Annotated in this window: 28 protein-coding genes and 1 pseudogene; 21 read left to right on the plus strand and 8 right to left on the minus strand. The window is 58.0% G+C overall.

Features of this window, described 5'->3' with window-relative positions:
* Window positions 1-198: 198 nt before the first annotated feature.
* Entirely contained in the window at window positions 199-615 is a 417-nt protein-coding gene (locus ACNAZA_RS19995; protein ID WP_120967456.1) for a DsrE family protein, read from the plus strand.
* Window positions 616-675: 60 nt separating this feature from the next.
* Here the strand turns inward: ACNAZA_RS19995 and ACNAZA_RS20000 are convergent, their stop codons facing one another.
* A complete protein-coding gene (locus ACNAZA_RS20000; RefSeq protein ID WP_120967457.1) occupies window positions 676-984 on the minus strand; it encodes an ArsR/SmtB family transcription factor in 309 nt (102 codons plus the stop codon).
* Window positions 985-1346: 362 nt separating this feature from the next.
* Here ACNAZA_RS20000 and ACNAZA_RS20005 point away from each other — a divergent pair, with 362 nt between their 5' ends.
* On the plus strand, window positions 1347-1724 hold the full coding sequence (locus ACNAZA_RS20005) for a VOC family protein (protein ID WP_415798260.1): 378 nt from the start codon (window positions 1347-1349) through the stop codon (window positions 1722-1724).
* Between the two features lie 233 nt (window positions 1725-1957).
* On the opposite strand, the gene ACNAZA_RS20010 is transcribed toward ACNAZA_RS20005, so the two are convergent.
* A complete protein-coding gene (locus ACNAZA_RS20010; RefSeq protein WP_415798261.1) occupies window positions 1958-2797 on the minus strand; it encodes an SDR family NAD(P)-dependent oxidoreductase in 840 nt (279 codons plus the stop codon).
* Between the two features lie 760 nt (window positions 2798-3557).
* Between ACNAZA_RS20010 and ACNAZA_RS20015 the strand changes: the two genes are divergently transcribed.
* From ACNAZA_RS20015 to ACNAZA_RS20045, 7 genes and pseudogenes are all read left to right on the plus strand, one after another.
* Window positions 3558-3881, plus strand: a complete 324-nt coding sequence (locus ACNAZA_RS20015; RefSeq protein ID WP_415798262.1) for an ArsR/SmtB family transcription factor — start codon at window positions 3558-3560, stop codon at window positions 3879-3881.
* Between the two features lie 45 nt (window positions 3882-3926).
* Window positions 3927-4433, plus strand: a pseudogene (locus tag ACNAZA_RS20020) (arsenate reductase ArsC).
* A 123-nt stretch (window positions 4434-4556) separates the two neighbouring features.
* On the plus strand, window positions 4557-5846 hold the full coding sequence (locus tag ACNAZA_RS20025) for an arsenic transporter (RefSeq protein WP_415798263.1): 1290 nt from the start codon (window positions 4557-4559) through the stop codon (window positions 5844-5846).
* Window positions 5847-5870: 24 nt separating this feature from the next.
* Window positions 5871-6302 (plus strand): arsenate reductase (glutaredoxin), encoded by a 432-nt coding sequence (gene arsC, locus ACNAZA_RS20030; protein WP_415798264.1) that lies wholly within the window; start codon window positions 5871-5873, stop codon window positions 6300-6302.
* Window positions 6289-7005 carry an arsenical resistance protein ArsH gene (arsH, locus tag ACNAZA_RS20035; protein ID WP_415798265.1) on the plus strand — a complete coding sequence of 239 codons (717 nt, stop codon included), beginning with the start codon at window positions 6289-6291 and terminating at the stop codon, window positions 7003-7005. The genes arsC and arsH overlap by 14 nt, the downstream gene beginning before the upstream one ends.
* Before the next feature lie 9 nt (window positions 7006-7014).
* Window positions 7015-8199: an MFS transporter gene (locus tag ACNAZA_RS20040; protein ID WP_415798266.1), complete on the plus strand. Its 1185-nt coding sequence runs from the start codon at window positions 7015-7017 to the stop codon at window positions 8197-8199.
* Window positions 8200-8218: 19 nt separating this feature from the next.
* Window positions 8219-9280 (plus strand): ArsO family NAD(P)H-dependent flavin-containing monooxygenase, encoded by a 1062-nt coding sequence (locus ACNAZA_RS20045; protein ID WP_415798267.1) that lies wholly within the window; start codon window positions 8219-8221, stop codon window positions 9278-9280.
* Window positions 9281-9347: 67 nt separating this feature from the next.
* Here the strand turns inward: ACNAZA_RS20045 and ACNAZA_RS20050 are convergent, their stop codons facing one another.
* From ACNAZA_RS20050 to ACNAZA_RS20075, 6 genes are read right to left on the minus strand one after another with little or no spacing between them, the layout of a single operon-like run.
* On the minus strand, window positions 9348-9764 hold the full coding sequence (locus tag ACNAZA_RS20050; RefSeq protein WP_415798268.1) for a Mor transcription activator family protein: 417 nt from the start codon (window positions 9762-9764) through the stop codon (window positions 9348-9350).
* Window positions 9761-10219, minus strand: a complete 459-nt coding sequence (locus ACNAZA_RS20055; RefSeq protein WP_415798269.1) for a regulatory protein GemA — start codon at window positions 10217-10219, stop codon at window positions 9761-9763. Before ACNAZA_RS20055 ends, ACNAZA_RS20050 begins: the two co-directional genes overlap by 4 nt.
* Before the next feature lie 10 nt (window positions 10220-10229).
* Entirely contained in the window at window positions 10230-10457 is a 228-nt protein-coding gene (locus ACNAZA_RS20060; protein ID WP_415798270.1) for a hypothetical protein, read from the minus strand.
* Window positions 10454-11083, minus strand: coding sequence for a DUF3164 family protein (locus tag ACNAZA_RS20065; protein WP_415798271.1), 630 nt, complete (start codon window positions 11081-11083; stop codon window positions 10454-10456). Before ACNAZA_RS20065 ends, ACNAZA_RS20060 begins: the two co-directional genes overlap by 4 nt.
* A gap of 32 nt (window positions 11084-11115) precedes the next feature.
* Window positions 11116-11304: a hypothetical protein gene (locus ACNAZA_RS20070; RefSeq protein WP_415798272.1), complete on the minus strand. Its 189-nt coding sequence runs from the start codon at window positions 11302-11304 to the stop codon at window positions 11116-11118.
* Complete coding sequence (locus ACNAZA_RS20075; RefSeq protein ID WP_415798273.1) at window positions 11297-11542, minus strand: hypothetical protein; 246 nt, start codon at window positions 11540-11542, stop codon at window positions 11297-11299. Before ACNAZA_RS20075 ends, ACNAZA_RS20070 begins: the two co-directional genes overlap by 8 nt.
* Between ACNAZA_RS20075 and ACNAZA_RS20080 the strand changes: the two genes are divergently transcribed.
* From ACNAZA_RS20080 to ACNAZA_RS20135, 12 genes are all read left to right on the plus strand, one after another.
* A complete protein-coding gene (locus tag ACNAZA_RS20080; RefSeq protein ID WP_415798275.1) occupies window positions 11541-12620 on the plus strand; it encodes a phage major capsid protein in 1080 nt (359 codons plus the stop codon). The two genes, ACNAZA_RS20075 and ACNAZA_RS20080, sit on opposite strands and share 2 nt — an antisense overlap.
* A gap of 129 nt (window positions 12621-12749) precedes the next feature.
* Window positions 12750-13427, plus strand: coding sequence for a hypothetical protein (locus ACNAZA_RS20085; RefSeq protein WP_415798276.1), 678 nt, complete (start codon window positions 12750-12752; stop codon window positions 13425-13427).
* Entirely contained in the window at window positions 13424-13924 is a 501-nt protein-coding gene (locus ACNAZA_RS20090) for a hypothetical protein (protein WP_415798277.1), read from the plus strand. The genes ACNAZA_RS20085 and ACNAZA_RS20090 overlap by 4 nt, the downstream gene beginning before the upstream one ends.
* Window positions 13921-14430 (plus strand): hypothetical protein, encoded by a 510-nt coding sequence (locus ACNAZA_RS20095; protein ID WP_415798278.1) that lies wholly within the window; start codon window positions 13921-13923, stop codon window positions 14428-14430. Before ACNAZA_RS20090 ends, ACNAZA_RS20095 begins: the two co-directional genes overlap by 4 nt.
* Window positions 14427-14645 carry a DUF7210 family protein gene (locus ACNAZA_RS20100; protein WP_415798279.1) on the plus strand — a complete coding sequence of 73 codons (219 nt, stop codon included), beginning with the start codon at window positions 14427-14429 and terminating at the stop codon, window positions 14643-14645. The genes ACNAZA_RS20095 and ACNAZA_RS20100 overlap by 4 nt, the downstream gene beginning before the upstream one ends.
* A gap of 3 nt (window positions 14646-14648) precedes the next feature.
* Entirely contained in the window at window positions 14649-15650 is a 1002-nt protein-coding gene (locus ACNAZA_RS20105) for a hypothetical protein (protein WP_415798280.1), read from the plus strand.
* A 281-nt stretch (window positions 15651-15931) separates the two neighbouring features.
* Window positions 15932-17191 carry a tape measure protein gene (locus tag ACNAZA_RS20110; RefSeq protein ID WP_415798281.1) on the plus strand — a complete coding sequence of 420 codons (1260 nt, stop codon included), beginning with the start codon at window positions 15932-15934 and terminating at the stop codon, window positions 17189-17191.
* Entirely contained in the window at window positions 17191-19086 is a 1896-nt protein-coding gene (locus ACNAZA_RS20115; protein ID WP_415798282.1) for a hypothetical protein, read from the plus strand. Before ACNAZA_RS20110 ends, ACNAZA_RS20115 begins: the two co-directional genes overlap by 1 nt.
* 366 nt (window positions 19087-19452) lie before the next feature.
* Window positions 19453-19686 (plus strand): Com family DNA-binding transcriptional regulator, encoded by a 234-nt coding sequence (locus ACNAZA_RS20120; RefSeq protein ID WP_415798283.1) that lies wholly within the window; start codon window positions 19453-19455, stop codon window positions 19684-19686.
* The gene (locus ACNAZA_RS20125; protein WP_415798284.1) at window positions 19607-20398 is read left to right on the plus strand and encodes a DNA adenine methylase; all 792 of its coding nucleotides are present in this window, start codon (window positions 19607-19609) and stop codon (window positions 20396-20398) included. Before ACNAZA_RS20120 ends, ACNAZA_RS20125 begins: the two co-directional genes overlap by 80 nt.
* A 199-nt stretch (window positions 20399-20597) precedes the next feature.
* The gene (locus ACNAZA_RS20130; RefSeq protein WP_415798285.1) at window positions 20598-21581 is read left to right on the plus strand and encodes a protein NO VEIN domain-containing protein; all 984 of its coding nucleotides are present in this window, start codon (window positions 20598-20600) and stop codon (window positions 21579-21581) included.
* 667 nt (window positions 21582-22248) lie between these two features.
* Window positions 22249-24480, plus strand: coding sequence for an NADP-dependent isocitrate dehydrogenase (locus ACNAZA_RS20135; protein ID WP_415798286.1), 2232 nt, complete (start codon window positions 22249-22251; stop codon window positions 24478-24480).
* Window positions 24481-24642 lie beyond the last annotated feature (162 nt).

The following is a 24642-nucleotide window of genomic DNA, read 5'->3' on the forward strand; positions in this document are numbered from 1 at the left end:
AGCGCCAGGGCTGTCGCAAGCAGCGTGTTTTTTGCCATAAGTCATGTCTCCGCGATGGGGCTATATGCTTGTCAGTACCACCAAGCACTAGCACTTGCCCTATTTTTCTAAGCTTGTGTGGAGCTAATATAAGCCGTTAGTGATATTTAGAGTACGCCAGCTTTCCCTGATGATCTATTGCAGCCCAGGAGACCAGATATGAAAAGCGCCCTTATTGCCCTCGCCTTTGCGCTCAGCACTGCCGTCGCTGCGGCACAGGACATCGTGAAGGTGGTCTATCACGTCAACACCGGTGTGGAGACGGCCGCCGCGATTCTGAACAACATCAACAACGAACTCAAAGCTTCGCCCACGGACAAGATCGTGGTCGTCACCCATGGCCCCGGCATTGATTTCCTGATCAGCGATGCCAAGGACAGCAAAGGCCGCGAATTCAGCGGTCAGGTGAGCGCGCTGGCCGCACGTGGTGTGGAATTTCGGGTGTGCGACAACACCTTGCAAACCCGGCGCATTGATGCAGCCAGCCTGTTGATGGAAACCAAGATCGTGCCGTCAGGTGTGGCAGAGGTGGCGCGCCTGCAAGCCAAGGAAGGCTTTGTCTATCTCAAACCCTGAGATGCAAGGCTTCAAAAAACAAAAAAGGCGCTAACAGCGCCTTTTTTACCTTCGGAATGCTCAGTTCTGATCAATTGCAATCTGCACGCAGATCGTGCGGCACATATGGACCACTTTCTCGTTGGCGATGAAGTAATAGATGCTCACACCTTCGCGTCTGCGCCCCAGAATGCCGGCTTGGTACAGGGTATTGAGGTGCTGGGACATATTGGGTTGGGTCGTGTCGATCTCCGCACGTAGCTCGGAGACGTTTTTCTCACCATTGCACAGCGAGCTGATGATCTTCAGCCGCATGGGCGCGGCCATGGCCTTGAAGAGCTCGGCAGCGCTTTCAAAGACACTGTCATCTTCCATATCGGGTGAACTCATTGGGCAACCTAATCTTGAGCAAACAATGAATGACCTGGCGCGGTTGTGACCCATGGCTCAAAGATCCAGGTGACAGTCTGTCCCTGCCAGCGCATGGAAGTTTATCGGAAACCGAGATAGGGTTGCGGTGCCATTTGGCCGTTGCTTGTCCGGCTTTCTGTCTGCAGGCTGCGCTTAGCTTGTAAAGCTTGCAGGCCGCCAATGAAAATTGGAGCCAAAGCCCTGCTGCGTATCCCAGTGCTCCTGAAGCCGCAGTGCTGCATCTGCCTCGCCAGCTCATCCTCGGCTGCGGTTTCCCCGACAGAAGAAATCAATCAAAGCTACATTCGTCAGCCGATATTTTGCATAGTGTCTGAAAGCCAATGTTGTTAAAGCAAATTGAATCTATTGTGTTCTTTGTCTCCGATATAGAGGCTGCGGCAGCCTGGTACGCCGAGTTGCTTCAAGCTGAAGTGCAGTACGAAAACTCCCTGTACGCATTCATCAAAGCGCCAGGATGCCTGCTCGGCTTTCATCCACTCGACAGCAAGTGCCCCGGCGGAGTGGGTGGTACGACGGTCTACTGGGAGGTGGCTGATTTGGACGTGGCCATCAAGGCTCTTGAACGCCGGGGTGCAGTCCTGTATCGAGGCCCGATTTCAACAAGCTTGGGCGCGCGTGCAGCAATGCTGCTTGACCCTTTTGGGGGCAGCATTGGATTGAATCAGTCCACGCATAAATCCTTGCAAGCCATTGGGTAAATCAAGGCCCAGAATGCGGCTCGGTGAGCAAGCCGGTTTCAAAAAGCTTTGTATGGGGGAGGGCTTGCGTCTCAAACAGATGGGGTGAGTTTGAAAAGGCGCTCTTTTAAGGTGCTTTGGGAGAGCGCAGTAGGGCTGCAGAAAGCAAAAAGCCCGCTCAGTGGCGGGCGTCTGCTAGCTGACGTGATTCATCGGAGCTGGCTCAAGCAGCTGCCGGTGGAGGGCGTATCAAGTTATGCCGAACGTCGTGGGGTTGGAAGGTGGCCGCCGTCGACATAGATGTTTTGACCTGTGATCCATTCGCCTTGATCGCTGCACAGGAATGCCACCAGGTGAGCAATGTCTTCACCTGTGCCTGCGCGCCCCAAAGAGATGTAGGAGGCGATCATGTCATCCCACACTTGGCCCCGAGGCACGTCATCCAAACGACTTGTTTCGACGATTCCAGGGGCAACGACATTGACCCGGATTTTCTTTGGTCCGAGTTCTCGCGCCATGATGGTCGTCAGGCCATTGATAGCCACTTTCGTGGTTGCGTAGGCGGCGGTGTCTGGTGCCAGTAATTGAGCTGCCAGCGACGAAATATTGATGATGGCGCCGCCTTCTCCTTGCTCACCCATTTGTTTGGCGAATGCACGGGACATATAGAACGTGCCGTTGAGGTTGACGTTCATCACGCGCTGCCAGGTATCGATCGACAGCTCCGTCGCAGGAATTCGATCATTGCCGCGAGTAGCGCCTGCGTTGTTGATCAGAAAATCGACGCGACCGAATTCCGTGATAGTGCGTGCCAGCAGGGCATCGATAGACTCCGGATTGCTGACATCGGAAACCACCGGCAAGGCACGTCGACCTAGCTGACGGACTTCATCAGCCACCGATTCGATATCGCGCCAATTCACTTCGCGCTCATCCTCAGGGTAGGTTTCGGGTGCGCGGCCTGTGCCAGTCAACACCACATCGCAACCCGCTTGTGCCAATGCCATCGCAATGGGGCGTCCGATGCTGCGCATTCGACCTGCACCGGTGATTACTGCTACTTTGCCTTCAAAACCAGTCAAGGTATATGACATATCGCTGCCTTAGGATGAGAGATTAGTAATACTCAGATTCTTCGATCTGGCTTGATACTCAAGCACTTCACCCGCTATTGAGAACGATGCGGAGCTTGAAGAATGAGCCAATCAATAGCTGGATTCTTCGGGCAGGAAGGTGAAGAAAAATCGTCTGATGGGACTAAGGATAGATTCCCATTGAGGTGCTCCCTCATCGCTGACAGTCTGGTGTCGCTTGCCGACTTGTCAGCATTGCTTGCAAAGGCTGTGCTAATTTGTGCCGAAGGCCGCGCAACAGTGGGGGAGTGCTTGTTTTGGCACAGACGATGGCACCGGGAAATTTTGGGTTCGCTAATGTTGACACGGACTTGCGAGCGATTTTGGGTGGCTGAGGCTGTGCACCCACTTTGGCACCGAATGGGCTGCTAGGGCGTATCAAACGGCCAAAGTGGGCCATACGTGGGACAGGCCTGTTCACTCTACGGTCGGGCCTTTTCTTTACTTCACGCGGGTTTGCGACCGTTGGCCAGCGATTTAAAGCATATGTACCTCACCGCTTTAAGTCGGGCGCTCGGAAGTTGGGCGGTACTCAGCGCCCAACTTCACATTTCTCTGTTTATTCAATAGGTTGGGGATCTCAGCCCCAGCTGTGAGGAACACGCCCAACTTGCATCAACTTGGGCGTGCATTCGGAGCTGCCTGGTGGCTTCGTGATGACATCTGGGGCGTCTTTGTGGTCATTAAAACAATAATTCAACAATTGATGTATTATTAAATCATGCAAGAAGCAAACGTCATCCGCTCACTCTCCGCTCTGGCCCACGAGGCCCGATTGCGCGTATTTCGCGCCCTTGTTGTGGCTGGACCTGAAGGCCTGACACCTAGTGCATTAGCTGAGCAGCTCGGCATCGCGCCGAATGCACTGTCCTTTCATTTGAAAGAGCTTTTTCATGCCGACCTGGTCAGCCAGGAGCGGCAGGGCCGAAACGTGCTTTATCGCGCGGCCTTCCCCGTAATGAACGATCTGTTGGCATATCTCACCGAGAACTGCTGTCAGGGCGCGGTTTGTACCGATGCCGCAGTTGCGTCATGCCAGTGCTAAGCGTCGCTGCAACCTCTTTCCATCCCTAAGTCCCGCTGCTAAACCATGTCTGACAACAAAGCTCCCCTGAACGTCCTGTTCCTGTGCACTCACAACTCGGCACGCAGCATCTTGGCCGAGGCCTTGCTCAACGATATGGGTCAAGGCCTTTTTAAAGCCTATTCGGCGGGTAGCAGCCCCCGGGAGAATCAGCAACCCAATCCGCTGGGGCTGCAAGTGCTGCAAAAGGCCGGTGTCTCCGTAGATGGTTTGCGCAGCAAGAGCTGGGACGAATTTGCTGTGCCTGGCGCGCCGCACATGGATCTGATCATCACCGTGTGCGACAACGCCGCAGGGGAGGTCTGCCCGTTTTGGCCTGGTCACCCTGCCACAGCGCATTGGGGCTACCCGGACCCTTCGGAAGGCGATGCCTCTGACGAAGCAAAGCTGTAAGCCTTCCGACAGACGATGCACATGATTCGTCGTCGCCTGGAGCTTTTGGTGAACCTCCCGGCGCAAAAGCTGGAGCAGGCAATGCTGCAGTCCACGGCGCGTGAACTCTCTTCGCACTAAATCCCGATAGTTCAATTGCGATCCAGATCCAGAGTCTGGATTGCTTCACCAGGTTTCACTGACGTCCGCACGCTGTGGACGGAACTGATGCCGACTCATAGCTTTTTCTAGGACCTATACGTCATGTTGACGGCCATCCTGATTTTCATCTTCACTCTGACGCTGGTTATCTGGCAGCCACGCGGCCTTGGTATTGGCTGGAGCGCTTCAATTGGGGCCGGTATCGTGCTGCTGCTGGGGGTCGTGCACTTAGCTGATATTCCTGTGGTCTGGCATATCGTCTGGAATGCCACAGCGACCTTTGTCGCCGTCATCATCATCAGCCTTTTGTTAGATGAAGCCGGATTCTTCGAGTGGGCCGCATTGCACTTTGCCCGTTGGGGTGGAGGCAGCGGAGTCAAACTGTTTGCTTTCATCGTTCTGCTGGGGGCCGCCGTTTCGGCCTTGTTTGCCAATGACGGAGCAGCCCTGATTCTCACGCCCATCGTGATGGCCATGCTTGTGGCGCTGGGCTTTTCTCCGGCTGCAACGCTGGCGTTTGTGATGGCCGCCGGATTTATTGCCGACACTGCGAGCTTGCCGCTGATCGTCTCCAATCTGGTGAATATCGTGTCCGCCGACTTCTTCAAGATCGGCTTCAACGACTACGCATCGGTGATGGTGCCGGTCAACATCGCCTCGGTCCTGGCCAGCCTCGGTGTGCTGCTGCTGTTTTTCCGACGCGATATTCCTGCCACCTACGACGTAGCCCAGCTCAAGTCGCCGTCGGCTGCGATCAAGGATGTGGCCACCTTCCAGGCCGGCTGGGTCGTTCTGGTCTTGCTTCTGGTCGGCTTCTTCGCTCTGGAGCCTCTGGGCGTCCCCGTCAGTGCCGTGGCTGCCGTGGGGGCCGCGATCCTGCTGGCGGTGGCTGCGCGTGGCCATGTCATCAGCACCAGGAAAGTGCTTCATGGCGCTCCATGGCAGATCGTGGTGTTCTCGCTGGGTATGTACCTGGTGGTCTATGGATTGCGCAACGCGGGCCTCACGGATTACATCGCCGTGTTGCTGAATCAATTTGCAGCCGGTGGCGTGTGGACCGCATCACTGGGCACAGGCGTGCTGTCTGCGGTGCTGTCTTCCATCATGAACAACATGCCCACGGTCTTGATCGGAGCCTTGTCCATCGATGCATCCACGGCCAGCGGGGCAGTCAAGGAAGCCATGGTGTACGCCAATGTGATTGGCTGCGATCTCGGTCCCAAGATCACACCGATTGGCAGCCTGGCCACGCTCCTCTGGCTGCATGTGCTTGCGAAGAAAGGCACAACGATTGGCTGGGGCTACTACTTCAGAGTGGGGGCAGTGTTGACCATGCCCGTGCTACTCATCACCCTCGCAGCGCTGGCCTTGCGGCTCAGCGTGGCGTCATGAACCTTTGCAATGGAATCTAGCGCTATGAGTGACATCACGATTTACCACAACCCAGCCTGCGGTACCTCCCGCAATGTTCTGACCCTGATCCGCAACAGCGGGGAAGAGCCCACGGTCATTGAATACCTGAAGACGCCTCCTGATCGCGCCACCCTGGTGGGCCTGATCCAAGTCATGGGCATGCCAGTGCGCGATGTGTTGCGCCAAAAAGGTACGCCGTATGACGAGCTTGGTTTGGGCGAGCCCAAATGGACGGATGAGCAATTGATTGATTTCATGCTCCAGCACCCCATCCTGATCAATCGGCCGATAGTGGTCACCCCTCTGGGAACCCGCTTGTGCCGTCCCTCGGAGGCCGTGCTGGACATCCTGCCGCAGCCCCAACAGGCCGCATTCTCCAAAGAAGACGGGGAAGCCGTCATTGACTCGAAAGGAAATCGAATTGGCAAGCTTTGATCTACCAAATCTCGATGAACAAGTATTTGAAAAGCCCAGCCTGGATGGCTTGTTACCCGCACAACGCGCAGCGCACGCGCCGCGTATTTTGCTGCTGTATGGCTCGGTTCGCGACCGTTCTTATAGCCGCCTGCTGACCGAAGAGGCAGCGCGACTGCTGCGCAAGATGGGGGCCGAGACCAGGATCTTCGATCCACGTGGCCTGCCGCAGCCGGATGGCGCCCCCGACGATCACTCAAAGGTCAGGGAACTGCGCGAGCTGGCTTTATGGGCCGAGGGCATGGTCTGGACGTCTCCTGAGCGCCATGGTGCGATGAGCAGCATTCTCAAAGCGCAGATTGACTGGCTTCCTTTGTCTGTTGGCGCTGTGCGGCCGACGCAAGGCAAGACACTGGCGGTGATGCAGGTCTCGGGTGGCTCGCAGTCCTTCAATGCGGTCAACCAGATGCGAGTGTTAGGTCGCTGGATGCGCATGATCACCATCCCCAATCAGTCATCCGTGGCCAAGGCATTTGCCGAGTTTGATGAAGCCGGCCGAATGAAGCCTTCCTCATATTACGAACGGGTAGTGGACGTTATGGAAGAGTTGGTCAAGTTCACGCTGCTGACGAGAGACTGTTCGGACTACTTGGTGGATCGCTACAGCGAGCGCCGTGAAAGCGCCGAAGAACTGTCCAAGCGAGTCAACCAACGCAGCATTTAAACCATACATATGGCACTGAACCGCACGCAAGTCACAGTCATGCTCGGAATCGCCCAAACGCTTTCCTGGGCCTCTTCGTACTACTTGCTTGCGGTGCTGGCTAAACCTATCAGTCTGTCGACAAGCACCTCGTACTCTCTGGTGTTCGGTGCTTTCTCTGCAGCCTTGCTGGTGGCTGCAGCGGTAGGGCCCATCGCGGGCCGACTGATTGATCGCTTTGGCGGAAGGTCGGTGCTTCTCGCCAGCAATCTGGTTTTTGCCTGTGGCTTGCTGATGTTGAGCCAGGCCACGCAGACACTGCATATCTTCGTGGCGTGGGCGTTCATGGGCGTGGCGATGGGCAGCGGCCTCTACGAAGCCGCGTTTGCCAGTGTTGTGCACCTGTATGGTCAGGATGCGCGCCCAGCCATTACCGGAATCACACTTTTTGCTGGCTTTGCCAGCACCGTGGGCTGGCCGCTTTCCAGCTATCTGGAAGGACTGTACGACTGGCGCGTCGTATGCATGTTTTGGGCCGCCTTGCACCTGCTGCTGGGCCTTCCGCTCAATGCTTGGTTATCGCGTGCCAAGCCCACTCCGAGGGAAGTGGTCGAAGAACAAGAGCCGCCTGGAGCTGTGTCTGAGGGCGGAAACAACGCAGGTCTCAGTCTCCAACGCACTGCCTATCTGATGGCCTACGTTTTCGCTGCGTCCTGGTTCATCAGCACTGCCATGGCTTCCCACCTGCCTCAGATTCTTCAGGCCAGCGGTGCAACTTTGGCTGCTTCGATTGCTGCCGCTGCATTGGTCGGGCCTGCCCAGGTGGCAGGCCGGGTGTTGGAGTACAGCTTTCTCAAGAAAGCACACCCACTGTTTTCTGCTCGCCTGGCCATCCTTGCCCATCCGCTGGCCGCTGTCTGTCTGGGCCTTGCCGGTGCACCAGCCGCCAGCATTTTTGCCATCCTGCATGGTCTGGGTAATGGCATCTTGACGATTGCCATAGGCACGCTGCCACTTAAGGTGTTTGGCTCTCAAGGATATGGCCAGCGTCAAGGCTGGCTCATGGTGCCTGCACGCATCGTGCAAGCCGGGTCACCGTTTCTTTTCGGGCTGGCCGTCGCAAACTGGGGCAGCCAGGCTCTGTGGCTGTCTTCTCTGCTGGCGATCAGCGCATTTGCGGCTCTGTGGTCCATGCGTGTGAGTCCACAGCAATAAAGGCAAAAGGAGGTCAACAATGTCTTTTCACGATGTGATCATCGTCGGAGCAGGCCAAGCAGGCCTATCGGTGGCGTACTTTCTGCGTCGCACCAATCTGTCGGTGCTGCTGCTGGATGCCGAGGAAGCCGGAGGCGGGGCCTGGCAGCATGGATGGGACTCGCTGAGGCTTTTTTCTCCCGCCTCGTGGAGTTCCATCGCGGGATGGCCAATGCCTGCTTCGGGTGAACAGTATCCAAGTCGTGACCATGTGGTCGACTATCTTCGCAAATACGAGGCACGCTACGAACTCAAGATCGAGAGGCCGGTTCTCGTCACAGGCATTGAATCCACTGAGCAAGGCTTCCAGGTCAATGCCGGCGCGAGAAACTGGCATTCGCGTGCCGTTGTATTTGCCACGGGAACATGGCGAAATCCGTTTGTGCCCGAGGTTGAAGGTGTGACGTCCTTCAAAGGACCGCAGTTGCACTCAGCTCAGTATGTGTCTCCTGAGCCATTCAAGGGCAAGAGGGTGATGGTAGTCGGCGGAGGAAACTCCGGCGCACAGATCCTGGCGGAAGTTTCGCTTGTTGCGCAGTCCACGACCTGGGTCACGCTGGAGCCTCCAGCCTTTTTACCGGATGAGGTCGATGGGCGAGTACTCTTCGAGAGGGCCACTGCACGCTGGCAGGCCTTGCAGGAAGGCAAAGATCCCGAGAACCTGCCAGGCGGCTTTGGCGACATCGTGATGGTTCCCCCGGTCCTCGACGCGCGGCAGCGCGGTGTATTGCATTCTGTCGGCCCGTTTGAGCGTCTCACAGCGGACGGTGCTCAATGGGGCGACGAGAGTACCAAGCCTTTCGACGCGATCATCTGGTGTACCGGCTTTAGGCCAGCGTTACAGCCTCTGGAGCCTCTTGGTGTTGTCAACGAATCCAGGGTGGCGGTAGATGGCACACAGGTGCGTGGCGCCCCAGGTTTATGGCTGGTGGGCTACGGGGAGTGGACCGGGCCTGCTTCAGCCACACTCATTGGTGTCATGCGCACTGCACGCAGCAGTGCCTCGGAAATAGAGCAGTTTCTATCTACAGTGACCAATTGATCGATGTCATCCAGTAAAAAAGCCCAGTCTTCGGCAGACTGGGCTTTTTTATAGATGAGAGTCGGCTTTAAAAAAGTGCTCTTTGTCGTCTGTCCGGTGGAGCGGATACGCCAAGCATGGCAACGATCCTAACGACTTGACCTTCGGTAAGACCATATTCTGCAGCGATCTCCCGAGCGGTCTTGTTCGTCGCATACTCAGCCGCAATCCGTGCATTGCGCACGGCTTGGAGCGCTCTTTCCGCTTTTGGCAACTGGAAATGAGGCAAGCCTCCATATTCCTCTGCCAGCTTAAACAGTGCATCCATGCCAATGACTGCGGCATATGGATGATCTTCAGTGACACGCTCTGGCGTTGGAAAGTACACCCGAAGCCCACCCCATTTCTGAACCAGCGCCATGGTGGCCTGCAAACCCACCAGGCGCTCAAACTCTTGCAGCAGTGGCGGCAGCAGGTCGATGGGGACGGTGATGGCCTGGTTCATTTCACCTGTGCCCGGTGTTTGGCACGATCCAGCATGGACTTCAGCGCTTCAATGACCGTGCTGGCCTGGGCGGTCGGCAGGAACTTTACGTCTGACACTTCTGTGCCAATCGTTCGGCTCACGAAGGCGAGCAGAGCGGTGGGGCTACCGTCGCGCAGGCCACCTGCTTCATCCAGCTTTCTCCAAAGCCACTTGATCTTCTCGGGCTGACCAAAGGGCTTGAAGTTGCTGGACTTGGGTTGGAAGCCCAGCTTGGCCATGTGTGCAAGCACTTTGGCGCGGCCTGCTGCGTCCAGATCCGCAGAGCTGGCCACGCCCGTGATCTCGACCAGGTGGAAGCGGTAGTCATCCTCCGTCCAGCCCAGGGCCGTGCGACCCTGGTGAATGTGGCCCAGCTCACGGCGGCGCTGATCTTTTGCAGCAAAAGATGAGGTGTGAGCGGCAAAGCAGGTCATGTTGCCTCCTTTAAACGTCCGTAGGGCCGATGGCTTTCTTGATGCAGCAGCTCAAGACATGGCCGTTTCCCAGATTGATGTCCAGTATGTTGCCGTTCTGGCAGTTCAGACCGATGACTGTGCGCAGGGTGAAGTCCACGATCTTGGTGGTTTGCACCAAGGGCAGTGATTGGGCACCCTCGCTGGTACAGACGGAGTGAGCGACATCGGCAGTAGAGGCAAAACGTGTATTCGTCATACGGCAGCCAGATCCAGGTTGATGGCGTCATAAGCGCCGGTGGTTTCATTGCGCTTGTAGAAGCGGATGTAAGGCTTGGTGCTGGCGATCTGGATGCTGTCCGAGATTGCTTTCATGGCCGTTTGCCAGTCTTCGTCCTTGATGTCTAGGCGGCGCAGACCCAGCACGCGGCCTGTGTTGATCAGGCCTTGCTTGTCGACCTGGAAGGCATCGGAGACCAGAACTTTGATGTTGTCATTGGCTCCTTCGGCCCAGCGCGTCACGCATTGGTCGATCAAGGACTTGGCCGCCTGGAGCTGCTCGCCAAAGGTGATCTGGTCTTGCATCTGGCGCACGACCTTCAACTTGCCGTCAAACGTCATGAGCGTGAAGTTGCCCTTGGTGCCGCGAACCTTGACTCCGTATTGCTCCACGCTGGTCTCCACAAAGGCAGTGACATCGCCCATGGAGTCCAGCTTGAACTTGGCCAGATCCTTGTTCCTAGCCTCGGCCTGGGCGCAAAGGTCGCGCACCAACTGGTCGCGCAGCTTGTCGATGTCGGAGACCTTGGTTTCGGGGACAAGGTCGCCCTTGGCGTTCTCCCAATAGCCTGCGGGAATCTCGGGAAGAGAGATCTGCTGATTCATATCGTTCTTTCTGTCGGTGGTGATTGGCTAGTTCAAGGAAGCACGGAGCGCATTTCTGCGTAGCCGGTGATGGCTGCAATCAGGAAGCCCAAGGCCATGAGCAGCACAAAGATGAAGAGCGTTAGGGCCAGCTTTTCGCGGCGGGACATGGGCGCTGTGCTGGCGTGCTCGATGGTCCAGGCGGGCAGGGGGCGCTGTTGGGGTGGAGTGGTCTTAGGCATGTTGGTGTTCTCCTTTGAGCAGTTGAGACAGGCGCTCGCGGTGCATATGGGTGAAGTCGGAGTAGTCGTCTGCGGCGCAGGCGATGGCATAGCGGCGGTGAATGCTGTAAGCGCGCATCAGCCGCCTGGCGCGGCGTTTGATCCAGCCCAAAGGGGGGCGTTGGTAATCGGCCTCGGTCAGGGGCAGCGCAAGGCCAATCACCAATGGCAGGCAGCCGTCTTTAACGAGGTGATGCATGGCTGAGGACCGCAGCGTCTCCATTCGTGAAATGCTCAATGCGTTCTTTGACCCGGCTCACAAGGAACACCGCAATGTGCAATCGCTGCGTGAGTGCTACATCGAGATTACTGGTGACCGCCGTGTCACAGGTCAGGTACGCGATTGCGATATGGGTCGCATGGCAGAAAGCCTGGGCGTCATGCGTGAGTCGGTCAACAGCGCTACCTGGAGCGATGCGCTGGGCGACAGCATTACGCGCCGCATGCAGTCGGTCTACACCGGCCTGACCAATCTGGATGCTTGGCGACGCGTGGCCACCAGTGGTCCTGTGACGGACTTCCGCACTCAGGAGCGTATCCGCATCGGTGGCTACGGCAATCTGCCTGCAGTGGCGCAGGGTGCTGCTTATCAGCCGCTGACCTCGCCTGGGGATGACAAGGTCACCTTTGCGGTGACCAAGCGCGGTGGTACTGAAGACGTGACGCTGGAAGCCATCAAGAACGACGATGTGCAGGCCTTGCGCCGTATTCCCACCGAGCTGGCGCTGGCAGCCAAGAACACGCTCTATGAGTTCGTGTTTGACTTTTTCCGCGTCAATAGCGCGATCTATGACGCCAAGGCGCTGTACCACGCCGACCACAGCAACCTGTTCACCGGGGCGCTGACTGCTGAAGAGTTCGCTGCGCACCGTCTGGCCATGCTCAAGCAGACCCGTGCGGGCAGCGTAAAGCGCCTGGCCACTGGACCTGCCGCCATTCTGGTGCCGTTTGAGCTGCAAGAGACGGCCTATGACCTGTTCGTGCGCGGCCAGAACCTGGACAAGACCTTTGTCCAGACGATCAACCCCGAGGTGATCCCTGTCAGCTATTGGATGGACGGCAACGACTGGTGCACGGTCGCTGACCCCATGGTGCTGCCGGTGCTGGAGATCGGCTTCCTCGACGGTCGTGAAGACCCGGAGCTGTTTGTGCAGGACCAGCCCAACGGCGGCTCCATGTTCAGCAACGACAAGCTGACCTACAAGATTCGCCACATCTACGGTGGCACTGTCCTGGTCGACGGCGAAAAGGGCACGACCAAGGCTGTTGTGGCCTAACGCGGCCTTATCTCTCCCGGCCCGTCCCCACAAGGGGCGGGTTTGCAAAGCCTCCAGTGCTCCTCTGTGTGTTCCGGTGCCTTTGCAAACCCATGGTCGATACCTCATCTTTAAACACTAGGAGCCGCTGTGGCACTTGAAGATTTTCAGGAGCTGGTCAAGGACATGGTCTCGGACCAAGACTCTGTAGTCACTGCAGAGGTGCGTGACCGAGCCATCGACCAGGCACGTATGCGCTACAGCGAAGACGCGCCGCGCCTGGAACTGGAGGAGGTTATCTGGCCTGCCACTGGAGTCTTTGGTCCGGTTCCCGAAGGTTGGACGGACAGCGCGGTCATTCAGTCCGTGGAGTTTCCGGTGGGGCGGCGGCCAGCATCAATGGTGTTTGCGGACGCATACCGCACTGCAACCGGCTGGGGACTGGAGAGCGAGCAGGCTCTGCCTGGCAATGCCCTGGTCAGGGTGAGCTATCAGCTACCCCATGAGCTGGATGCAACTGCTGACAGCATTCCCCAGCGCCACCGTCTGGCCGTGGCCTCGTTTGCGTCCCACCTGCTGTGCCAACAACTGGCCACGCGCTACGCAGGCGACCGTGAGACCACGCTGGGCTCTGATATGTCACGCACTGAGAGCCGCTCGCGCAACTATGCCGCCCGAGCCAAGGATTACCGGGCTGCTTATTTTGCGGGCGTTGGTCAGCTTGACCCGGCGCTGCAGGATGCGGTCGCTGGCTCTGCTGTGTCTGCGGTCGTGAGCTGGCCACGTCGCAATCCGCGCCACCGGCTGGTCAGCAGAGGTGGACTATGAACCTTGACATCAGCCTGGGCGATCTGAGCGCGATCGAGCGCGGCCTGCGCGAGGCTCCTGCGTACTCTCAAAAGGTGCTGGAAGCCACAATGCACCAGGCCACGCTGCTGGTGCAGCGCGAGTGGCAGGAAAACATGCCACGTGTCAGTGGCATCACGGCCCGCAGCATCACCAGCGATGTGGCCAGCACGCCTGCCGGGGTGCTCGGCATTGTGGGCAGTAGTCAGCCCACGGCATTGTTCATTGAGCTGGGCACAAGGCCTCACATGCCACCGATCAAGGCCATTGAGCCCTGGGTCAAAGCCGTGCTGGGCATCCGTGACCCCAAGGAAGTCAAACGCGTGGCCTTCCTGGTCGCCAGAAAGATTGCCCGTGAAGGGACCGAGCCCCAGCGCCCCATGGAGCGAGCGGCCCTGGCCACACGTGGCCAGATCATCGCTATGTTTGAAGGCGCAGCAGGGCAGATCGCCAATTTCATCATAGGAGGCAAGGCATGACTGCCGCCACTTTATCTGCTGCCCGCAGCGCCTTGCTGGCCGTCCTGGCCACCGTACCTACGGTGGGCATTGTTCATTCTCGGGAGCGCTTTGCGAGCAGTGAAGCAGAGTTTCGCAAGCTCTATCTGTATAGCCCGGCGCAGGCCGAGGACGCTTTCGGTCTGGACCCGCATATCCGTGGTTGGTATGTGCGCCGCACAGCGACCACTGAGGTCAACGCCAACGGGCGCATCCTCAATGAACACCGCTGGTTGATCCGTGGCTACATGGCTTTTAAAGACGCCGTAGAGAGTGAGCTGGTCTTTGACGACCTGGTCGAGCGCATCCGTTCTTCCGTGCGGGTGGACATCACGCTGGGTTTGCCTGGCATGTTGGGCGGCTCCATTCAGGAAGAGCGTGGCGTGCAGGTTGCCAGTGCTGGCCCGGTCATGTTTGCTGGGGTGCTGTGCCACAGCGCCATGTTGGAGATGAGCACCCGCAGTTGGGTCGAATGGAGGAAGCCATGAAACCCAGCTCCCGGCGCAAAGCCGCACCGGCCCAGCCTGCCATGGTCTCCGTGATCTTGATGGCGGAGCACGAGCACCTGGGCGCTGTGCTCCAGCCAGGCGCAGCGATCTCTGTGCATCCCGATACCGCGCAATGGCTTGAGGCCATGGGTGCGGCTGTGCCCACTCCATCCACAGCTCAATCCGCATCTCAACCTGTCAACACAAAGGACTGATCCATGTCTGATGACGTCATCAAACGCATTTTTGCCCCAGCCGCCTTGGTCGGCCAGATCTATGCCCGTGAGTACGGCAGCACCAGTGCGCCGCTGCCCATTGGCAACGTGCTGGCCGCTGAGCTATCGCACAAAGAGGATGTGAAAAAGCAGCCCAATATGACCACGCTGGGCGGTGGTACGCACTCCGAGATCCGCCGCGTGACGGAGGTGGAGCTGGCCATGACGCTGGCCGACATCAACCCCGTCAACCTGGCGCGCGCCACACAGGGCACGGTCAGCGGGGTGGAGCAGGGCCAAACCAGCAATGAATCCCTGAAGGTGACGCGTGGTGGCTTGTTGCGCACCAAGCATCTGCAGCCTAGTAATGTGGTGCTGACCAAGGGCACAACGCAAGGCACGGCGACCGTGACGGATGAAGAGCACTTGAACGTGAAAAAGGGTGACCTGGTGGCTTTCGCCCATGCTGATGCAACGGACGTGTCGGTTCGCATCGGCGATAGCGTGGCCACGGCCACCGCGCTCACCATGGCAGGAAACTATACGGTCACGGGGGCAGGTATCCAGCTCGATCCCGCTGCGCCCGGTGTCACGGATGGCAAGGGCATCTGGGTGAACTATAAATATCCAACGACTGGCGATGTGGTGCCAGCGGCAGGTAACTATGAAGTCCGTCCGGCTGGCATCTTTGTTCTTCAGGATGCTTCGGGGCTGACCGAGGGTGAAGAGGTCAAGGTTGCCTATTCTCACGTGGGCTATGCCGTGATCGAGGCGCTGACCACCAAGCCCAAGGAGCTGGAGATCATCCTGGAAGGCCTGAACGAAGCCGATGACGGCAAGCTGGCCATCGTGGAAATTTGGCGCGCAAGCCAGGGCGTGGCATCATCCATCGCGCTGCTGCAAGAAAGCGGGTTCATCAATCTGAAGGTGACCGGCTCGGTCCTGATGGACTCCACCAAGGTGGGCGATGGCATCAGCAAGTACTACCGCGTGCGCAAGACTTAACGCCGCAACAGACCCTTTAAAAGACTAAGGCCAGCACTCGCTGGCCTTTTTTGTTTCGGCTCAAAAACCGACAGTGATGTCTGAGAGCCGCTTTCAAGCAGCGTCACCGCCTGGGGCTGAGAAACATCTGCAACCCATTCCACAGGACATAGGCACCGAGCAGACCATAGGCCACGACTGCCAATGCCATCCCTACACGCGTAGATACACCTGCGCCGATTAGGAAGGCGATGCATGCAATGAAGGCGATTAAACGGGGCATCCAAATATCGTAACAAATTATGCCGGATAAGCAAATCAGCCTGCAGATTGACACCGGGGTCACGGGACGTGAATCCATCGTGGGCCTGGCTGACGACCTGGAGAATGTGGCCAAAGTCCTGGAAGGGGAGGTGTCCACGGAGGCTCGCACGGCGGCGGCCAGGTTGCGAGAGCTGGCACAGCAGGACGCAGCGATCACTACCTTTACCAAGCTGGACGCGCAGGCCAAGTCCTCTGCGGCGAGCTTGCGTCTGGCTGAGACCGAGGCCAAAAACTATGCTCGCCAGATCACGGCCATGGGGCCGCCAACTGAAAAAGAAGTGGCAGCGCTGCGTCAGCTCAATGCAGCAGCTGATAGTGCCCGCTCCACCTTTGATCAACAAAAGCAGGCTCTGTCTGAGGCTCAGGCCGAGCTGCAACGCTTTGGCGTTGCTGGCCGCAATGCTCAGCAAGCCCAGCAGCGCTTGCGCCAGGAGGTGGAGCAAGTCCGCGACTCGGTTCTCACGTTGGTGCCTGCTCATCAGAGTGCTGCAGCGGGTGCGCAGAATGCTGCTGCCAGCATGGTCCGCAGTCACCGTCAGATCGGTGATGGCGTGGAGTCCATCAGCAAGCAGCTCGACAGGCTGCAGAAGTTTTATATAGGGCTGCAGTCATTGCAAGGCATGAAGAACCTTGCGTTTGACCTTGCTGAAACGGCAGATCAGGCGAATAACCTGCAGGGCCGGATGAAACTGGTGACAGGCGAAGGCGAGAACTTCAAGCGCTCCTGGGAGGGGGTGACTGAGGTTGCGCTGCGCACTCACAGTGCTCTCGAAGGCACCGGCGTCTTGTTTTCGCGCATTGCCCAGGCGGGACTAGATGCAGGTCTCAGCGCACAGAAGGCCAGCCAGCAGAGTCTGGGGCTGACTGAAACAATTAATCAGACGATTCAAATCAGTGGCTCCAGCGCCGAGGCATCTTCTGCCGCCATTACCGGGCCAGCCACCATCAGCCTGTTGGATGCCGCCGAGCAGTTGCTGGTCACTTTGACGCTGACCCAACCCTGCGGCCAGATTGTGGACGGCTCGCTCTTGTTGACCCAGGCCATCGCCAGCGGCGACATGATCTTGGCCAGCGGTCAGGCCGCCATCGGCGTCTGGGCCACCAGCGACGGCCAGCTGATCGGGCGGGGCCAGGTCACGGATGAGGCGGGAGCGGGCCACTTCAAGTTGCTGGGCAGCACGGGCACTCAGCTGTATGCGGGCGGCAAGGCCATCCTGGGCGAGACGCGGATCGACTGATGGCCGGCGTCGACCTGATCTTTAACAGCGCTTTCAAGACTGGCAACCCGGTCGAGCTGGTGTTTGGCGATGACGGTGGCGGCACGATCGTGCCCGATGCGCAGCTGGGGCTCGCCGCACGCCTGCCGGGTCTGCGGGCACGGGCTCTGGTCCATGTGCGCAAAGACCTGGTCGCAGCCGGGCGCATGCCAGGCCTGCGCTGCCAGGGCGTTGTGCGCTACAACACCGACACGCCGCGCCCTGTGGTGGCCCAGGTGCAGGCTGTCGCTCAGCAGGCCCGGCATTTTGAAGCGGGCTGGACTACAGGCTGGCAGGAAACGGATGCGCTGCCAGCGGGCTGGTCTTTGTCTGCAACTGACGCGATGCCCCTGCATACCCAGTTTGAGACGGCCTGGCAGGAAGGCCAGCGTCAGCGCACGGGCTTGGAGGGGAGGTTTCTGCAAGCACGGGCTCTACCTGGTGCAACAGCGCAGGCGCGCTGGCAAGAGGCCCAGGGCGTGCGCGTCAGCCTGCAGGTCGTGGCCGAGGATGCGGTGGCCACGCGATCTGGTTTGGTGGTGCGGTTTCAGGAGACGCTGCGCGGCCGCCGATTGCTGCTGCAGGCCGTAGCCCAGGATGCCGTTGGCCTGCAGCACCAGGTCACCAGCGGCGCTGGCCCGGCGCAGCCGCTGTACGCAGGGTATCTGGCCCGCTACCAGCAGTCCATCAAGCCGCCGGCGGGAAAGTCTCAGGCCCAACCGCCCGAGCTGGGAAAGCCGGGCTGCTATGAGCAACTGGTGGGCGGCCCTATCCAATTGTGGTTTTGCAAGCCTTGGGCTGCGTCGACGGCACTGGTCTTTGCGTGCTGCAAGAACGGCTCACCGCAGCCAGGCAAAGTCATTGTTCCCGTCAGAAAGGTTTACATCGTGCTCAATCAGATTGTGCTGACGCGGTTGGATACCGGCGTCGAGCTTCCCGCTTTGGCCTTCAATATGTCGCTGGACTTCCAGAGCTGGACTTGGAACTGGACTGCATCACTGCACAAGGATGCTGCTGTGCACTTAGGCCGTGATATCGATGGCGACCCTGCTCAGTTCCTGGCCAACATCAATGGCGTGCCGTTCAAGCTGCGCCTGGAGCGAACCAGCCGGGATCGCAGATTCCTGCCGCAGGAGCGCTGGTCTGTCTCGGGGCGTGGCCTGGCCGCCATGCTGACAGAGCCCTGGGCCAAGTCCATGTCATTTGGCAACCCCACACAGTCACTGACGGCCCAGCAATTGGCGATCGAGGCGCTCAAGATCAATGGCATCTCCATTGGCTGGGGAATCGACTGGCAGCTCGAGGACTGGCAGGTCCCTGCAAGAGCCTGGGCGCTACAGGGCAGCTATATCGACGCCATCAACGATATCGCGGCAGCCGCTGGCGGTTACGTGCAGCCTCACAACACCGATCAGGTGCTGCGCATCCTGCCCAAGTACCCCGTAGCACCTTGGCACTGGGGTGACGTGGTCCCCGACTTTGAGATTCCGGCGGCAGCGGCAGAGATCGAGGGTACCGAGTTCGTGGATAAGCCGGACTACAACCGGGTGTTTGTCGGCGGCATGAGTGCCGGCGTCGTCGGTCCCATCACGCGGGCGGGCACTGCCGGCGACCTGATTGCACCCCAGGTCACGCATGCATTGATCACCAATTCCATTGCTCAGCGGCAGCGTGGCTTGGCTGAGCTGGCGGATACGGGTCGCCAAGCACTGGTCTCGCTGTCGATGCAAGTACTTCCCGAAACCGGCGTGATCCTGCCAGGCCAGTTTGTTCGGTACGTTGGGCCAGAGACCGTAGCCGGGATCGTGCGGTCGACGTCGCTCAACTGGGCCGCTCCCAAACTGCGCCAGACTCTGGAGGTCGAGACCCATGCCTAATCTATATAGACAGTTCATAGACCTGCAGTCACCTAAGCCCTTGGAGGTTGGCACTGTCGCATTTGTACTCAATGGTGTGGCCACCGTCGATCTGCCTGGCGGTGGTCGCCTGCAGGCAAGAGGCGTGGCTCAAGCTGGCCAACGTGTCTTTGTGCGCGATGGAGCGATCGAGGGCGAGGCCCCAAACCTTACCTATATAGAAGGGGAGGTGTAGCCATCAAAAAAGAACGGGCGACCTGGTCAAGTGCTACGAACACCTGACCAAGCCCCAACCTGCAGAACCAGCCTGCAAGCCGGCAAGGCCCGCTCACCCTGTACAGAGCGGCGCTGAGCCTACCAGAGTTTTAAAGGTTTAAAGGCTTGCAAATGGACGAAATCCGCTGCGGCAACTGCCGCAAGAAGTTAGGTGAGGGCGTATTCCAACGCCTGAACATCAAGTGCCCCCGATGTGGGGCCTTCAATCAGCTGAGCGCCAAGAGCGCCGAATTAGAGCCCCAGCGAGGGCCTAAAGCTGAAATCAATGACAAACCCAATCGTCCCCTGGATCGGAGGCAAACGCCGTCTGGTCGACCTGCTCCTGAAGCGCTTTCCTGCACATAGCTGCTACGTGGAGGTCTTTGCCGGTGGTGCGGCGGTGTACTTTGCCCGCCACCCGGCAGACGTTGAAGTCCTCAATGACGTCAACGGTGACCTTGTGAACCTCTATAGAGTGGTTACTCACCACCTGGAAGAGTTTGTGCGGCAATTTAAATGGGCCTTGACCAGCAGGCAGGTCTTTAAATGGCTGCAGGAGACCCGCCCCGAGACCCTGACGGATATCCAGCGGGCTGCCAGATTTTTCTACTTACAGCAGCAAAGCTTTGGCGGGAAGGTGACTGGCCAGACCTTCGGCACGGCAACAACGGCCCCGGCCATCAACTTGCTGCGTATCGAAGAAAATCTGTCGGCAGCCCACCTGCGTATGGCGGGCGGCACCTATATCGAACAACTGGACTGGGCTAAATGCATTGACCGCTATGACCGCCAGCACACGTTGTTCTATCTGGACCCGCCTTACTGGGAGACGGAAGGTTATGGCGTGCCGTTTGAGTGGGATCAGTACGAACTGATGGCCCAGAAGCTCAAGTCGATCAAAGGCAAGGCTGTCATCAGCATCAATGACCATCCTGCAATCCGGAAATGCTTTAAAGACTTCGAGATGGAGGCTTTAAAACTGGACTACACGGTTGGCGGCGGCGCGAATCGTGTGGAGCGTGGTGAGCTGGTGATTTACAGCTGGAACAGGAGTGAGGAGCCTGCGGGTCTTTTTTAAAATGGAATGGCCGACTGATGTCGGCCATTAGCGGTCGTTGGTGGTGATGATTGGACCTCTTGAATTCTGGCGTTCAACATCTCTCAAAATCGCTTGCATTGCCAGTGTGTTAACGGCTTTCCGCGCCGCCTTGAAGTACCTGCAAATCCAGCCCGATTTACCGATATGCTGAGAAGGTTTTCTACTCTTTCTCTTCGACATGCGCGATGAAGTGCCTGCCAAAGTATTGGCCATCATTGAAGGGGGACTGCTGACCCATGGGAAGCAGAACATCTACGAAGTTCTAGAGCGGCTAGGTGTTCGTGATCTCAAGGAGAAAGTCTTCGACTACGTATGGGAAGTACCCAGTGGTGTTCCTATTTTCACCATCTGGGCTGAGTTCGTGGCAGTACACCCTATTTCGGGTCGTATGTTCTATGTTGAGGACTTGGCTAATCGCACCACGTTGGAAGGAGGCGCGGAGATGGACACGGGCCAACTCAAGCGTACGCAGGATCGACGACGCCAGATGGAAAAAGTTCGTGACGGTAAGCCTTTCATTGCCGTTTTGCAATCCAACGTTCGGTCTATCGACGAGTTGATGCGCAATGTGACCGCCAAGCCACTCGATCGAATCAAGGACTCGCCTTGGCATGTCGCGCGGTGGGACGAAATCCGGCAACGCGCCATCATGGTCCGAGGCGAAGCCGGGTGGGAACCAACTGATGCAGAGGTTGAGCTTTTCATTAATGAACGACGCTTGGATTGTCCCGAGGTTCTAGCCGAGCGCAGCGATGCATCAGAGCAGAAAGATAGCGCTCCATTAGTGACGTTCCGCTTTCCTGATCAGGCACATCGCGATCAGGTTGAGGCCGCCTCCATGGCAACAATTATTGATCTGTTTGTCTCACAGGGCTTCGCACCACAGGACGTCAGCAGGGAAAACCGCGGATATGACATCGATGTCAAAGACGCGGCAGGTTTTAGCAAAATCCATGTCGAAGTTAAAGGCACAGACAGCGATACCCCAGGTTTTTTCCTTACGCGCAATGAGCGAGCTTGCGCGGCGTCAGATCCGCTGTGGGAACTTGCCGTTGTCACCAACGCGCTCGGAGAGCCTCAAATTGATAGGTACACGGCCAAGGAGATAGAGCGATACTTTGTTTTTGAAGCATTGGCCTGGCGTTGCGACCTCAAACGCTGATGCCCAGACAGTTAGCGGAATGAACCAGCGCCGCATCAATGGAGTAGTGCATTTCACCTTCCCTTGATCGACCATTTTCTGGCGATATTTATGTCTTGCGTAACAAGGCCATAAATCCAGTGAAGCATTTCGACTGACTGAACCCACTTACCAAACAGGCATTGCTGGTCACAAACCGAAGGACTGCAAAGGGTCGATCAGCGACACAGCAAACCATCGCGCAATGTGCTTAGTTGCTGATTTGTCAGCCTTGGTGCCAAAGGCTGCGCTACTTTGTGCCAAAGCTCGCGCAAATTTGTGCCAAAGGCCGCGCAACGCAACTGGCCGCGCAACGCAACTGGCCGCGCAACGCAACTCAACGCAATTCTTGACTTTCGTCAAGCCGTACCAAGCCTTCAAACGGCATGATGCACTGCCGCATTTTTTTACATGGCAGGAAATAGGGGGCTTTGGCACTTTCTCCAATGAAATCATTGTGGGGAAGTGCATGAAAAACCTTGAGTCTTGTACAAGACTTAAAAAAACAAGCCCGGTTGCGCGTAGAATTTTGTATTGTGGGAATGCATTGCATAACAAGAGTGGCATTCCTTCGGTGTCAGGACCCAGGCGCAGGCATGAGGTACTGGCACATGGCAGGCTCCCCCTTTTTCACAACCTGAGACACGAGATGAGTACGCAGCAACCCACCATCATCTATACCTTGACTGACGAGGCTCCCCGCCTGGCTACCAGTGCATTTCTGCCTGTGATTCGCGCTTTTGCGGCGCCCGCCGGCATCAATGTGGAGACCAGCGACATCTCGTTGTCTGGCCGTATCCTGGGCGAGTTCCCCGACTTCCTGACCGAAGCGCAACGCGCTCCGAACAATCTGGCTGAACTGGGCAAGCTGACGCTGACGCCTGAAGCCAACATCATCAAGCTGCCCAATATCTCCGCATCTGTGGGCCAGCTGCAAGACGCGATCAAGGAACTGCAGGGCAAGGGCTATGCCATCCCTGACTATCCTGAAACCGCCACGACCGATGCCGAAAAAGACATCAAGGCGCGCTACAACAAGTGCATTGGCTCGGCCGTGAACCCCGTGCTGCGCGAAGGCAACTCCGACCGCCGCGCTCCTGCTGCGGTCAAGAACTACGCCAAGAAGCACCCTCATTCCATGGGCGAGTGGAAGCAGTGGTCCCAAACCCATGTGTCGCACATGGAAGAGGGCGACTTCTACCACGGCGAAAAGTCCATGACGCTGGACAAGGCCCGCGAAGTCAAGATGGTGCTGGAGACCAAGTCCGGCAACAGCATCGTGCTGAAGGACAAGGTCAAGCTGCAGGCTGCAGAAGTGATCGACTCCATGTTCATGAGCAAGAAGGCCTTGTGCGCCTTCTATGAAAAGGAAATCGAAGACTGCCGCGAGTCCGGCATTCTGTTCTCGCTGCACGTGAAGGCCACGATGATGAAGGTGTCTCACCCCATCGTGTTTGGTCACTGCGTGAAGATTTTCTACAAGGAAGCCTTCGAAAAGCACGGCAAGCTGTTCGATCAGCTGGGCGTGAACGTGAACAACGGCATGGCCAATCTGTACGAAAAGATTGAAACCCTGCCTGCTTCGCAGCGTGAAGAAATCATCCGTGACCTGCACAAGTGCCAAGAGCACCGTCCGCGTCTGGCCATGGTTGATTCTGCCAAGGGCATCACCAACTTCCATTCGCCCAACGATGTGATCGTTGACGCTTCCATGCCCGCCATGATCCGCGTGGGCGGCAAGATGTGGGCCGCCGACGGCAAGCCTTACGACTGCAAGGCCGTGATGCCTGAGTCCACCTTTGCCCGTATCTACCAGGAAGTGATCAACTTCTGCAAGTGGCACGGCAACTTCGACCCCAAGACCATGGGCACCGTGCCCAACGTGGGTCTGATGGCGCAAAAGGCCGAAGAGTACGGTTCGCACGACAAGACGTTCGAGATCGCCGAAGAAGGCGTGGCCAACATTGTGGACATCGCCACCGGCGAAGTGCTGCTGAGCCAGAACGTGGAAGCCGGCGACATCTGGCGCATGTGCCAGGTCAAGGATGCTCCTATCCGCGACTGGGTGAAGCTGGCCGTGACCCGTGCCCGCAACTCCGGCATGCCTGCCGTGTTCTGGCTGGACCCCTATCGTCCCCACGAAGCCGAGCTGATCAAGAAGGTGGAAACCTACTTGAAGGACTACGACACCAACGGCCTGGAAATCCACATCTTGTCGCAAGTACGTGCCATGCGCTACACGCTGGAGCGCGTGGCCCGTGGTTTGGACACCATTTCGGTGACCGGCAACATTCTGCGTGACTACCTGACTGACCTGTTCCCGATTCTGGAACTGGGTACCTCGGCCAAGATGCTGTCCATCGTGCCTTTGATGGCTGGTGGCGGCATGTACGAAACCGGTGCCGGCGGCTCCGCTCCCAAGCACGTGCAGCAACTGGTGGAAGAAAACCACCTGCGCTGGGATTCGCTGGGCGAGTTCCTGGCCCTGGCCGTGTCGCTGGAAGATCTGGGCATCAAGGAAAACAATGGCCGTGCCAAGCTGCTGGCCAAGACCTTGGACGAAGCCACCGGCAAGCTGCTGGACGAAGACAAGTCGCCTTCGCGCCGCACCGGCGAGCTGGACAACCGTGGTTCGCAGTTCTACATCGCTCTGTACTGGGCCCAGGCTCTGGCCGCTCAGACCGAAGACAAGGAGCTGGCTGCCAAGTTCGCCACTCTGGCCAAGACACTGGCCGACAACGAAGCCAAGATCGTGGCCGAGATGAAGGAAGTGCAAGGCAAGCCAGCCGATATCGGCGGCTACTTCATGCCCGACGTGGCCAAGCTGGACGCCGTGATGCGCCCCAGCGCCACCTTCAACGCCGCCATCGCTGCAGTCTAAGCATGGCGTTTTGCAGAGCGAGGCCCGCCTCGCCTGCAAGCTTTCATCAGCCGGTGCGCCTGAAAAGGCCACCGGCTTTTTTGTGCGCTGATCTTGTGATGCTATATAAAGAGTAGCTATCTGCGCATGATACATATGCGCTTGATGGCGATTTTCGTCAAA

The organism is Comamonas aquatilis (assembly GCF_965139575.1).
Lineage (GTDB): Bacteria > Pseudomonadota > Gammaproteobacteria > Burkholderiales > Burkholderiaceae_C > Comamonas > Comamonas aquatilis.

Bases quoted from the DNA above. Each gene is read 5' to 3' on its own strand.
- ACNAZA_RS19995 (WP_120967456.1), top strand. From the start codon at position 199: ATGAAAAGCGCCCTTATTGCCCTCGCCTTTGCGCTCAGCACTGCCGTC.
- ACNAZA_RS20000 (WP_120967457.1), bottom strand. From the start codon at position 984: ATGAGTTCACCCGATATGGAAGATGACAGTGTCTTTGAAAGCGCTGCC.
- ACNAZA_RS20005 (WP_415798260.1), top strand. From the start codon at position 1,347: ATGTTGTTAAAGCAAATTGAATCTATTGTGTTCTTTGTCTCCGATATA.
- ACNAZA_RS20010 (WP_415798261.1), bottom strand. From the start codon at position 2,797: ATGTCATATACCTTGACTGGTTTTGAAGGCAAAGTAGCAGTAATCACC.
- ACNAZA_RS20015 (WP_415798262.1), top strand. From the start codon at position 3,558: ATGCAAGAAGCAAACGTCATCCGCTCACTCTCCGCTCTGGCCCACGAG.
- ACNAZA_RS20025 (WP_415798263.1), top strand. From the start codon at position 4,557: ATGTTGACGGCCATCCTGATTTTCATCTTCACTCTGACGCTGGTTATC.
- arsC (WP_415798264.1), top strand. From the start codon at position 5,871: ATGAGTGACATCACGATTTACCACAACCCAGCCTGCGGTACCTCCCGC.
- ACNAZA_RS20040 (WP_415798266.1), top strand. From the start codon at position 7,015: ATGGCACTGAACCGCACGCAAGTCACAGTCATGCTCGGAATCGCCCAA.
- ACNAZA_RS20045 (WP_415798267.1), top strand. From the start codon at position 8,219: ATGTCTTTTCACGATGTGATCATCGTCGGAGCAGGCCAAGCAGGCCTA.
- ACNAZA_RS20050 (WP_415798268.1), bottom strand. From the start codon at position 9,764: ATGAACCAGGCCATCACCGTCCCCATCGACCTGCTGCCGCCACTGCTG.
- ACNAZA_RS20055 (WP_415798269.1), bottom strand. From the start codon at position 10,219: ATGACCTGCTTTGCCGCTCACACCTCATCTTTTGCTGCAAAAGATCAG.
- ACNAZA_RS20060 (WP_415798270.1), bottom strand. From the start codon at position 10,457: ATGACGAATACACGTTTTGCCTCTACTGCCGATGTCGCTCACTCCGTC.
- ACNAZA_RS20065 (WP_415798271.1), bottom strand. From the start codon at position 11,083: ATGAATCAGCAGATCTCTCTTCCCGAGATTCCCGCAGGCTATTGGGAG.
- ACNAZA_RS20070 (WP_415798272.1), bottom strand. From the start codon at position 11,304: ATGCCTAAGACCACTCCACCCCAACAGCGCCCCCTGCCCGCCTGGACC.
- ACNAZA_RS20080 (WP_415798275.1), top strand. From the start codon at position 11,541: ATGGCTGAGGACCGCAGCGTCTCCATTCGTGAAATGCTCAATGCGTTC.
- ACNAZA_RS20075 (WP_415798273.1), bottom strand. From the start codon at position 11,542: ATGCATCACCTCGTTAAAGACGGCTGCCTGCCATTGGTGATTGGCCTT.
- ACNAZA_RS20090 (WP_415798277.1), top strand. From the start codon at position 13,424: ATGAACCTTGACATCAGCCTGGGCGATCTGAGCGCGATCGAGCGCGGC.
- ACNAZA_RS20095 (WP_415798278.1), top strand. From the start codon at position 13,921: ATGACTGCCGCCACTTTATCTGCTGCCCGCAGCGCCTTGCTGGCCGTC.
- ACNAZA_RS20100 (WP_415798279.1), top strand. From the start codon at position 14,427: ATGAAACCCAGCTCCCGGCGCAAAGCCGCACCGGCCCAGCCTGCCATG.
- ACNAZA_RS20105 (WP_415798280.1), top strand. From the start codon at position 14,649: ATGTCTGATGACGTCATCAAACGCATTTTTGCCCCAGCCGCCTTGGTC.
- ACNAZA_RS20110 (WP_415798281.1), top strand. From the start codon at position 15,932: ATGCCGGATAAGCAAATCAGCCTGCAGATTGACACCGGGGTCACGGGA.
- ACNAZA_RS20115 (WP_415798282.1), top strand. From the start codon at position 17,191: ATGGCCGGCGTCGACCTGATCTTTAACAGCGCTTTCAAGACTGGCAAC.
- ACNAZA_RS20120 (WP_415798283.1), top strand. From the start codon at position 19,453: ATGGACGAAATCCGCTGCGGCAACTGCCGCAAGAAGTTAGGTGAGGGC.
- ACNAZA_RS20125 (WP_415798284.1), top strand. From the start codon at position 19,607: ATGACAAACCCAATCGTCCCCTGGATCGGAGGCAAACGCCGTCTGGTC.
- ACNAZA_RS20130 (WP_415798285.1), top strand. From the start codon at position 20,598: ATGCGCGATGAAGTGCCTGCCAAAGTATTGGCCATCATTGAAGGGGGA.
- ACNAZA_RS20135 (WP_415798286.1), top strand. From the start codon at position 22,249: ATGAGTACGCAGCAACCCACCATCATCTATACCTTGACTGACGAGGCT.